The sequence below is a fragment of the Rhizobium sp. CRRU65 genome, from assembly GCF_048551595.1.
Classification (GTDB): domain Bacteria; phylum Pseudomonadota; class Alphaproteobacteria; order Rhizobiales; family Rhizobiaceae; genus Rhizobium; species Rhizobium leguminosarum_J.
The window spans coordinates 139775-149049 of the sequence record NZ_JBLYZH010000016.1; the positions used below are offsets into that span (position 1 = coordinate 139775).

14 protein-coding genes are annotated in these 9275 nt (G+C 60.7%); 8 read left to right on the forward strand and 6 right to left on the reverse strand.

Annotated features, from left to right (window positions below):
* Positions 1–42: 42 nt before the first annotated feature.
* The 3 genes from ACM5SV_RS27780 to ACM5SV_RS27790 all read right to left on the reverse strand — a co-directional run bounded on the left by ACM5SV_RS27780 (position 43) and on the right by ACM5SV_RS27790 (position 1777).
* A complete protein-coding gene (locus ACM5SV_RS27780) occupies positions 43–537 on the reverse strand; it encodes an SRPBCC family protein (protein ID WP_222017720.1) in 495 nt (164 codons plus the stop codon).
* Positions 518–880 (reverse strand): ArsR/SmtB family transcription factor, encoded by a 363-nt coding sequence (locus tag ACM5SV_RS27785; RefSeq protein WP_222017722.1) that lies wholly within the window; start codon positions 878–880, stop codon positions 518–520. Before ACM5SV_RS27785 ends, ACM5SV_RS27780 begins: the two co-directional genes overlap by 20 nt.
* 294 nt (positions 881–1174) lie before the next feature.
* Entirely contained in the window at positions 1175–1777 is a 603-nt protein-coding gene (locus ACM5SV_RS27790) for a TetR/AcrR family transcriptional regulator (RefSeq protein ID WP_128405852.1), read from the reverse strand.
* A gap of 123 nt (positions 1778–1900) precedes the next feature.
* Between ACM5SV_RS27790 and ACM5SV_RS27795 the strand changes: the two genes are divergently transcribed.
* The 6 genes from ACM5SV_RS27795 (at position 1901) to ACM5SV_RS27820 (ending at position 4809) form a co-directional block, all read left to right on the forward strand.
* Positions 1901–2281: a DUF4267 domain-containing protein gene (locus tag ACM5SV_RS27795; protein ID WP_128405851.1), complete on the forward strand. Its 381-nt coding sequence runs from the start codon at positions 1901–1903 to the stop codon at positions 2279–2281.
* Between the two features lies 1 nt (position 2282).
* On the forward strand, positions 2283–2603 hold the full coding sequence (locus ACM5SV_RS27800; protein WP_113546259.1) for a DoxX family protein: 321 nt from the start codon (positions 2283–2285) through the stop codon (positions 2601–2603).
* A 297-nt stretch (positions 2604–2900) separates the two neighbouring features.
* Positions 2901–3233 (forward strand): ArsR/SmtB family transcription factor, encoded by a 333-nt coding sequence (locus ACM5SV_RS27805; protein ID WP_221975360.1) that lies wholly within the window; start codon positions 2901–2903, stop codon positions 3231–3233.
* On the forward strand, positions 3226–3711 hold the full coding sequence (locus ACM5SV_RS27810) for an SRPBCC family protein (RefSeq protein ID WP_012756484.1): 486 nt from the start codon (positions 3226–3228) through the stop codon (positions 3709–3711). The genes ACM5SV_RS27805 and ACM5SV_RS27810 overlap by 8 nt, the downstream gene beginning before the upstream one ends.
* Positions 3704–4324: a glutathione S-transferase family protein gene (locus ACM5SV_RS27815; protein WP_222017724.1), complete on the forward strand. Its 621-nt coding sequence runs from the start codon at positions 3704–3706 to the stop codon at positions 4322–4324. The genes ACM5SV_RS27810 and ACM5SV_RS27815 overlap by 8 nt, the downstream gene beginning before the upstream one ends.
* Positions 4325–4434: 110 nt before the next feature.
* Positions 4435–4809 (forward strand): VOC family protein, encoded by a 375-nt coding sequence (locus ACM5SV_RS27820; RefSeq protein ID WP_017993297.1) that lies wholly within the window; start codon positions 4435–4437, stop codon positions 4807–4809.
* A 55-nt stretch (positions 4810–4864) separates the two neighbouring features.
* On the opposite strand, the gene ACM5SV_RS27825 is transcribed toward ACM5SV_RS27820, so the two are convergent.
* Complete coding sequence (locus ACM5SV_RS27825) at positions 4865–5224, reverse strand: VOC family protein (protein WP_003546229.1); 360 nt, start codon at positions 5222–5224, stop codon at positions 4865–4867.
* A 301-nt stretch (positions 5225–5525) separates the two neighbouring features.
* Complete coding sequence (locus ACM5SV_RS27830) at positions 5526–6458, reverse strand: LysR family transcriptional regulator (RefSeq protein WP_222017727.1); 933 nt, start codon at positions 6456–6458, stop codon at positions 5526–5528.
* Between the two features lie 121 nt (positions 6459–6579).
* On the opposite strand from ACM5SV_RS27830, the gene ACM5SV_RS27835 reads away from it, so the two are divergent.
* Entirely contained in the window at positions 6580–7272 is a 693-nt protein-coding gene (locus tag ACM5SV_RS27835; RefSeq protein WP_164054747.1) for a type 1 glutamine amidotransferase domain-containing protein, read from the forward strand.
* 115 nt (positions 7273–7387) lie between these two features.
* Here ACM5SV_RS27835 and ACM5SV_RS27840 read toward each other — a convergent pair whose 3' ends face one another.
* Complete coding sequence (locus ACM5SV_RS27840) at positions 7388–8257, reverse strand: SDR family oxidoreductase (protein WP_222017729.1); 870 nt, start codon at positions 8255–8257, stop codon at positions 7388–7390.
* Positions 8258–8361: 104 nt separating this feature from the next.
* Here ACM5SV_RS27840 and ACM5SV_RS27845 point away from each other — a divergent pair, with 104 nt between their 5' ends.
* Positions 8362–9252, forward strand: coding sequence for a LysR family transcriptional regulator (locus ACM5SV_RS27845; protein WP_222017731.1), 891 nt, complete (start codon positions 8362–8364; stop codon positions 9250–9252).
* Positions 9253–9275: the final 23 nt, after the last annotated feature.

Below are 9275 nucleotides of genomic sequence, written 5' to 3' on the forward strand. Positions count from 1 at the left end.
TGGTTCGTCACTGTTTGCGGCATGGCCGAATGAGTCGAGCTGTCACATGCTCGCGCTGAGCGTGACGAGAAGTTCATCCAACTGCTCGAACTGCTCCGGCAAAACGTCTTCCATGCCGACGAAAGACTGGTCGAGCGCTTCCTTCGAGGGATAGAGTTCCCGCAGTACCAGCAGCGTCCTGCCGTCCTCTTCCTCGAAGGTCACCGTGGTGACGGCGCCCTCCTCCCCGCCTTCGTCATTGGTCCAGACGAGGCGCGATGGCGGCGACACGTCGAGATACTTGCCGAAGAAGGCCATGGCGTCCGAAGCGTCGTGTCCGAACGTGATGCGATAGCTGCCCCCGGTGCGAACATCCATCTCGCAGGAAAGAAGGGGCACGCCCATCGACTTCGGCGCCCACCACAGCTTGAACAACTCCGGCTTGGTCCACGCGTCGAATACGAGGCGAACCGGGCCGTTGAAGGTGCGCGTTACCACGAGTTCAAGTTCGGATATCCGTTCGACCGCCGTGCGGCCGTTACTCGCTCTGTCCCCCATCGACTTTCTCCTTCCGTTTCAGGGCCTCGATGACGTCATCAAGCGCGTCGAAGCGTGCGTTCCAGATCTCGCGGCGCGCTTCGATCCATGCCGCCTCTTCCTCGAGCCCGCGTGAGCCCAGCCTGCAGGTCCGCACACGCCCGACCTTCTCGGTCGTCACCAGCCCCGCCTGCTCGAGGACGCCGATGTGCTTCTTCATGCCCGTGAGGGTCATGTGGAACGTCTCTGCGAGCTCGGTGATCGAAGCATCGGCACTCCCGAGTTGCTCCAGAACGCCACGTCGCGTGGCGTCCGAGAGCGCGGCAAAGGAGGCATCAAGGCGAGCTGTCGAAAACTGAACCATCTAGTTCAGTGTTTAGCACGCAGATCGGCGTCATGCAAGCGGCCGAGATCGGCCTCAGGCGATCGGCGCAGATATCTCGGCGTGGAAGTCGCCGCCCCACCCTCCGTCATTCCTGTGCCTGTCACAGGAATCCAGTGCGCCCAAGTCCTTGGGCGCGATAGACTTTCTTGTTTGGATGAGAGTCATTCACGGCACGGACGCGCCGTGGCTGGATTCCTGTGACAAGCACAGGAATGAAGGAGGAGAAATAGGCGCCAGCCAGTTCTCGCAGTGCGGCGGCCACCGGCCCAGCCTTCAGACCTGATCTGACGACCCGGTTTGATGAACCCCTGCATCGATGATCGCCTGGACAACAAGCGCGATGCGTCTGTCACGCATACCGGGCCTGATGCGGCCTGCACGTTCGAGCTCGGCAAGTCCATGAAGGGCTGCCCAGAAGGTCTCGGTCACGATCTCCGCATCGGCACAGAACGGAGACACGGCAGCAGCGATGGCATCGAAACCGGCCCGAAGTTCCGGTCTCGTTTCAGCCTCGGCGAACTGCAACTGGGTCGGCAGGATAAACATCGCCTCGTAGAGTGCCGGGCGACTGAGGGCGAAGGCAAAATAGGCCATCGCGACGTCCATGAGGGACTGTCGTCGTCCCTTCGCCTCGCCCGCCGCGGCCTGGAGAACGGTTGCAAGCTCCTTGAAGCCCTCGACGGCGACTGCGGCAACGATGGCGTCCCTGTTGGCGAAATGCGAATAGAGGACCGGCTGGCTGTATTCGATTTCCTTGGCTAGGCGGCGGATCGTCACCGCATCCCATCCTTCGCTTTCTGCGACGGCACGGGCCGCCGCGACAATGCGATCTTCGCGCTCGGCCCTTTCCCGAGTTTTTCGCTCTACGGTACCCATTTCCAAAATCTCCACGGCCGGCAGATCAATAGCGAAGATTATATCCACGCTTGACAAACTAGCAATGCTAGCGCATTTATTTAGCAACGCTATTTTATATAGCATCGACAGAAGGAGTGCATAATGCAGTGGTTGTTAAATGGCACAGGGTTGCTGCTTGCCCTCGCGATTATCGCGATCGGCACCAGCTATATTGCCAGCCCAACGACGACGATGCGCGGCTTCGGCCTGCCGCTGCCTGAAGATGGCCCAAACGTCGCCTGGTGGCTTCGCCTCAAAGGGGTGCGCGATATCGTCGCCGGATTGCTGGTGCTGGCGTTCATGGTGTGGGGCGTTGAGCGCGAGGTCGGCATCGTGCTTTTGATCGAAGCGATGATCCCCGCAGGTGACATGCTGCTCATCCTCGCCGCGAAAGGCTCCACCAAAAGCGCCTTCGCCATTCATGGCCTGACGGCAATGATCATGGTCCTGGTTGCCATCCCGATGATGATCGGGGCTGACTGAGATGGTTCACCTTCTTGCAATCTGGTTCCTGGTTGTCGCATTCGCTGGCGCCGGCCTCGTCAACGCCATCGGTACGTCCGGGACGCAAGATGATTTCGCCCGCTGGGGCTATCCGCGCTGGTGGGGCATCGTCACCGGTGGACTGGAAATATCGAGCGCCGTGCTGATTGCGCTTCCTGCCAGTCGCATTGTCGGCGTGGCGCTTGGGGCGGTCATCATCGCGGCTGCGGTTTTTACGGTTCTACGCCACCGCGACCATGCACATCTTGCGCCGCTCAGCGTCTTTGTCACCTTGATTGCTGTTGCCGCGATCTCATCTTGAGCACGATCGGCCGCCTTCACCGACAGGCGTGGGCAACCCGCCCCCACCCTCCGTCATCCCAGGCCCTGAGCCTGGGATCCATGCCCGCGGCTGATCGCGGAGGCCAGAGTGGATCCTCGGGTCAAGCCCGAGGAGGACGGAGCGCGGGATGACGTCTGCAGCAGGAACAGCGACGTCTCCCGACATGATCGGGAGCCATCAACACCGATTTTTGCCCCGTGATTTCGCCCATGCAAAACCGTTGACATTTCGCTGAACAAAATATATCCACATGGCTATATAGCTATGTGGTGATATATGGACGACAAGCTCGATGCGATTTTCTCCGCACTCGCCGATCCCACGAGGCGCGCAATTCTTGGGCGGCTTGCGAACGGCAAGGCGACGGTGGCTGAACTCGCTGATCCCTTCGAGTTGTCTCAGCCTGCCATATCCAAGCATCTCAAGGTCCTGGAACAGGCCGGATTGATCCGCTCCGGCCGTGAAGCGAATTCGCGTCCCCGCGTGCTCGAGCCGGCTGCGTTGAAGACGATTGCTGATTGGGTCGCCGATTACAGACGCTTCTGGGATCAAAGCTTTGATCGTCTCGATGACTATCTGTCCAAGGTACAAGGATACGACAATGACTAATCCAGAGACCGACACCGACAACACCCGCGACTTGGTTCTTGTCCGAAGGTTTGATGCTCCATGCGATCTGGTTTTCAGGGCATGGACCGACCCGAAAGCGTTGGTGCAATGGTGCGGTCCTCACGGTTTCAAGGCGGTGGGCGATCGGCTTGAAGCCTGGCCAGGCGGCAGACACCGCGCCTGTCTGATCGCGCCAGATGGAGAAGAGCATTGGGTCGGCGGAAAATATCTGGAGGTCGAGCCGCCGCACAGGCTTGTCTTCACACATGCCTGGGAGCTCGCAAGCGGCGAAAACAGCCCGGAAACGGTCGTCACCATCACGTTCAGGGACAGCGACGGAGGCACGGAAATGACGTTTCGGCAGAGTGGATTTGATAGCGCATCGTCACTAAAGGGTCACGAAGACGGCTGGTCGCAAAGTCTCGAGCGGTTGAGCTTCTTTCTCGGGACTAGACCCGAAGGGCCGGATCATGCCTAAGGCGGCGATGAAGCTCTATTACTGCGAGACGCTCAATCCCCGGAAGGCCTGCGCCGCCGCTCGTTTTCTCAAAGCCGACGTCGAGTTCGTCAGGGTTGACCTGGCAAGCGGAGAACAGCGCACCGCAGAATTCCTGGCGCTGAACCCGAACGGGAAAGTCCCGGTACTGCAGGATGATGCCGGAACTTTATGGGAAGCGAACGCCATCATGTGCAGGCTGTCTGACAGCATCGAATCGGATTTTTGGCCGCATGACCACCGGCAGATCGACGTGCTGCGCTGGTTGAGTTGGGATGCCAGTCACTTCACCCAGCACGGGGCAACGCTGTGGTTTGAAACCTTGATCAAGCCGTTGTTCGGCGGGGAGCCTGACGTCGCCGTGATCGAAGATGCGAAGACGAGCTTCCGACTACATGCTCGCGTGCTCGACGACCATTTGGCCACTAACAGCGTCGCGGTCGGGAAGACACTGACTGTCGCAGATTTCGCATTGGCCGCTGCACTTCCTTATGCGACTTCTGCTGAGATTCCACTTGCCGAGTTTCGGCATATACAGGCGTGGTACGAACGGCTTGAACAACTAGATGCGTGGCGAAACCCGTTCCCAGCCTAAGAGGGTACGGGCGAAGGACCTTTTTTTGCCAGGGTCAAAGGCGTTGGCAAAGGCACGCAAATTATCGAGATCGGCCACTGATCTATTGGCTACGTTTCTGGAGATGAAGCATGTTCACCCACGTGATGATTGGAAGCAACGACTTGGAGCGGGCCAGAAACTTCTACGACGCCACGTTCGCTGCATTGGGAGGCAAGCCCGGCGAGATGGATGCAAGAGGCAGGCTGATCTATGTCCACGAGGGTGGTCGGCTGATGATCACGAAACCGATTGATGGCAAGCCGGCGACCGTAGCCAACGGTGGGACTATCGGTATCGCCGCCGCGAGCCCCGACCATGTTCTAGCGTGGCATGCCGCCGGTACTGCGCATGGTGGCACAGCGATCGAGAGCCCGCCACGGGAACGTCCGAACGGGTCATTCGTCGCCTATCTTCGCGATCCTGACGGAAATAAACTGACCGTACGATCGCAGCCGACGAAATGAGATAGCCTTCAGCAGCGCCTACTGGACAGCGTGGTCGAGAGCGACCCATGTGCCATCAATCCTGCGCCGGCTCCCACAGCTCGACTGGGTTGCCTTCGGGATCGTGAATCCGGGCAAAGCGGCCTACCTCCGAGTTCCACTCGTCCCGGGTTTCCACCGCGATCCCACTTGCCGTCAGGCTGGCGATCAGCCCATCGAGATCGTCCACGCGGAAATTGACCATCCATTGTTGTTCCGCACGACCGAAATAGTCGGTATCCTTCGAGAACGGACCAAATATCGTCATCCCGGCCTCTTGATGCCACACCGACTTGTGCAGGTCGTCAATACCGAGATGCTTTTGATACCATTCAGCCAGGCCGGCCGGGTTCGCCGCCCTAAAAAACACACCGCCGATTCCAACGGCCTTCGGCATGGAATTCTCCTCATCTTGAAACAGAACAATGCAATCGATCGGGCACGTGTGCAACCTGAAGGTTGGGAGGGACGCGGTGTCCGCTTCGGGCTGGCTGATCACCGGCAGGCGCTCGCGTCATCCACTTCCCGGAAGGGAGGAGGCCAGAGTGGATCCTCGGGTCAAGCCCGAGGAGGACGGAGCGCGGGGTGGCGCCTGCAGCAGGAACAGCGACGTATCCCGTGATTGGGTGCCATCAACACCGATTTTTGCCCCGCAATTTCGCCCATGAAGGCCTCGCCGAGGCCTCGAACACGCGTTTTCACTTTCCAGCCATCGCTTCTGCCACCGCAGCGTCGGAGATTTCCTTTGCCACCTCTGATATCAATGATCTCAGCCACCGATGGGCGGGGTCGTTTCGGTAGCGGACATGCCATGCCAGCTCGACCGGGAAGCTGCCGAGATCGACCGGTGCGGGCAGGACTTTGAGACGCGGGTCGCGGGCAAGGCGCTGGCAGATCAGCCGGGGCAGTGTAGCGCAGTAGTCGGTGACAGCAACCATTTCCGGGACTGCCAGGAAATGGGTGACGGAGACCGAGACGTCGCGCCTGAGACCGGCCTGCTGCAGCATCTGGAACAGGCCGACGCGCATCCGGCCGGGCGGAAGCACGTTGACATGCCGCATCCGCTGATACTGCTCCTCGGAAATGCTTTCGGCGATCTCGGGATGATCTTTGCGCACCACACAGGCCAGCCCATCATCCATGAGATGCTGCACGACCATGTTATCAGGCGGCTCGACGATCCTGCCGAGCACCATTTCCGTCGCCCCTGACATCGCGCCGGTCTCGGCCAGATCATTGCCGAAGGGCGTCAGGCGCAGCCTGATCCCGGGCGCGCATTCGCGCAGCCGCGCCACGATCACCGGCATCAGGACAAACTCGACGTAACTGTTCGGGGCGATGGTGAACTGCCGTGTCGCTCGCGCCGGATCGAACGCCTGCTGACCGAGAATGACGTCATCCAGGCTCGCCAATGCCCCGCGGATCACCGGAGCAAGCGCCTCTGCCATCTCAGTCGGCTTCATGCCATAGCGCTCGCGGATGAACAGCGGATCGCGCAGCGTCTCGCGAAGGCGGTTCAAGGCGTTGGAGACGGCCGGCTGCGTCATGCCCAGTTGTTCGGCTGCGCGCGTGACATTGCGCTCTTCCATCAGCGCCACGAAGACAGGCAGGAGGTTGAGGTCATACTTCATCCAGATATATTGCCGAATGAATAACTGAAATCAAAGAAATAAATTTCCGGAATGAGAGCCGCCGAGGCATGATCCCCTCATCGAAAGCAACCGATCACATCTGTCTCGAAAGGATCTCCAGATGAAAATCCTCATGGTTCTCACCTCGCACGACGAACTGGGCGACACCGGCCGGAAGACCGGCTTCTGGCTCGAAGAGTTTGCCGCCCCCTATTATGCCTTCCTCGAAGCCGGCGCCGACATCACCGTCGCATCGCCGAAGGGCGGACAGCCGCCTCTCGACCCGAAGAGCGACGAACCCGGCTTCCAGACCGACCAGACCCGCCGCTTCCATGCCGACCCGGATGCCCAGGCGGTACTCGCCTCGACCGTAAAGCTCGCTTCGGTCTCCCCTGACGATTACGACGCCGTGTTTTATCCGGGCGGCCATGGCCCGCTGTGGGATCTGGCGGAAGACAAGAATTCGATCGCCCTCATCCAATCGCTCTATCAGGCCGGCAAGCCCGTCGCCTTTGTCTGCCACGCCCCGGGTGTGCTGCGCCACGTCAAGGCTTTGGACGGCACGCCGCTGGTTCAGGGCAGACAAGTCACCGGCTTCAAGAACTCCGAAGAAGACGGCGTCGGTCTCACCCAGGTGGTGCCGTTCCTGGTCGAGGACATGTTGAAGGAGAACGGCGGCATCTATTCCAGCGGCGATGACTGGTCGTCCTATGCTATCAAGGACGGCCTGCTCATCACCGGGCAGAACCCCGGTTCATCGGTGGAGACTGCCGGCATTCTGCTCGCTGCCCTGACGGCGGCAAAGGCCGCCTGACACACGGCGGCTGGTCGGGGATAAACCCAGGACCAGCCGCTCTGTTATTTTTGTTGCGGCGATACTCAGAGCTTTCCCTCTGCCAGCAGTTCGCGGGTCCGCTTCTGTTGCTTCCTCAGGCGGAAGCAACAGTTTCGGAGGCGAAGGCGCGATAGGAGCGCAGCGGGCGTCCGAGCAGCTTTGTCAGGCGCTCGACGTCGCCGGCCTCAGGCAGCATCCCGTCAGTCAGGAAGCGCTCGCCCATCAGCCGCATGTCATAGGCCATCCAGGCAGGCATGAACTGCTTGAGATTTTGCTCGAAGCCCTCGGTGTTGTCGCCGCCATAGTGGATCGGGCGGGCGAGCACGTCGGACCAGATGGCGGCGATATCGGTTCCGGTCAGGGTCTCCGGACCGACGAGGTTGATCCGGTCGAGCGCCAGCGGCGCTGCAGCCTGTTCGCGGCGCAGCAGTTCAAGGGCGGCGATCTCGGCGATATCACGCACGTCGATCATGGCGAGACCCTTTGGCCCGATCGGCATCGGGTAGGCGCCGTAGCCGGTGATGACGTCTTTGACCGTCAGATCGTTCTGGATGAAGTAGGCCGGGCGCAGGATCGTCGCCTTGAAACCCATCTCTTCGATCATCCGCTCGACGCCGAACTTGCCGGCGAAATGCGGCACGTTGACGTAGACGTCGGCGTGGATCACCGACAGATAGACGATCCGCTCGATGCCGGCCGACCGGGCGACGTTCAGCGCGATCAAAGCCTGGGTGAATTCGTCCGGCACCACGGCGTTGAGCAGGAACAGGGTCGACACGCCTGATATGGCGTTGCGCAGCGAGTCGACGTCCAGGAAGTCGCCCTGCACGACGCTGACGCCAGCCGGGAATTCGCCTTTCGATGGGTCGCGGACAAGAGCGCGGACATCGGCGCCGCGCTTGACGAGGTGTTCGACGACTTGGCGGCCAACATTGCCTGTGGCGCCGGTGACGAGAATGGTCATGGTCTTTCTCCGTGTTGGGTTGCTTGACACCTCGAATATGTGTGGTTCACTGGTAGTCCGATAGACAGCGATTTTAGACACGCCGTCTCGCTGGTGGAACACTTATGGATCTTCTTGCACTTGCCGATTTCAATCTCGTTGCCCGCCATGGTGGCTTCGGAAAAGCGGCAAGGGCCACCGGCCGGCCGAAGGCAACCCTGTCGCGGCGTGTCGCCGAGCTGGAAAGCAGCCTCGCTTTGCGGCTGTTTGAACGGGGTGCGCGTAATCTGAAGCTTACCGAGGAAGGACGGGCGCTGTTCGAGCGGACGGGGGCGCTGCTCGCCGAACTGGACGAGACGGCGTCGGCGATTGCCTCCGGCGGTCAAAAACCCAAGGGCAGATTGCGGATCAGCGCACCCTTGCATTTTTCCCAGACCGCAATGGGGAGGATCGCCGCCGGCTTTGCCCTCAAATATCCGGAGGTGAGGCTTGAGGTGACAAGTGAGGACCGGCCCGTCGATATGATCGAGGAAGGCTACGATCTGGTCATCCGGGTCAATCCAGATCCCGACGAAAGCCTGGTCGGACGAGTATTTCTGCGCGACCGGCTGGTGGTGGTGGCAAGCCCCGATCTTCCCCGCCCGACCGGCGGACACGCCGCTCCCGGCGTTTCGCGCGGGGTGGGCGAAGCCCAAACATGGCAGGTGAAGACATCAGGCGGTCGGTCGACGATCAGGATCGAACCTGTGCTCACCTTGGCGACGCTGATCATGGTCCGCGATGCGGTGCGCGCTGGCGTCGGCGCAGGACGTCTTCCGATTTCGCTGGTGAGCCACGACCTGGCGGACGGCACATTGGTCAATTGGGGGGATATAGACGGCCCCGAAATCGCTCTCTGGACGCTCTACCCCTCACGGCGGCTGCTCAGCGCGCGCGTCTCGGCGTTCCTGGACTTTCTCAAACAGGCCTTCCCCAATGGGACGGCTGACGAACTGGCCGCCTATATCGGCAGGTGATGACCGCGCTTTGCCGGCATTTT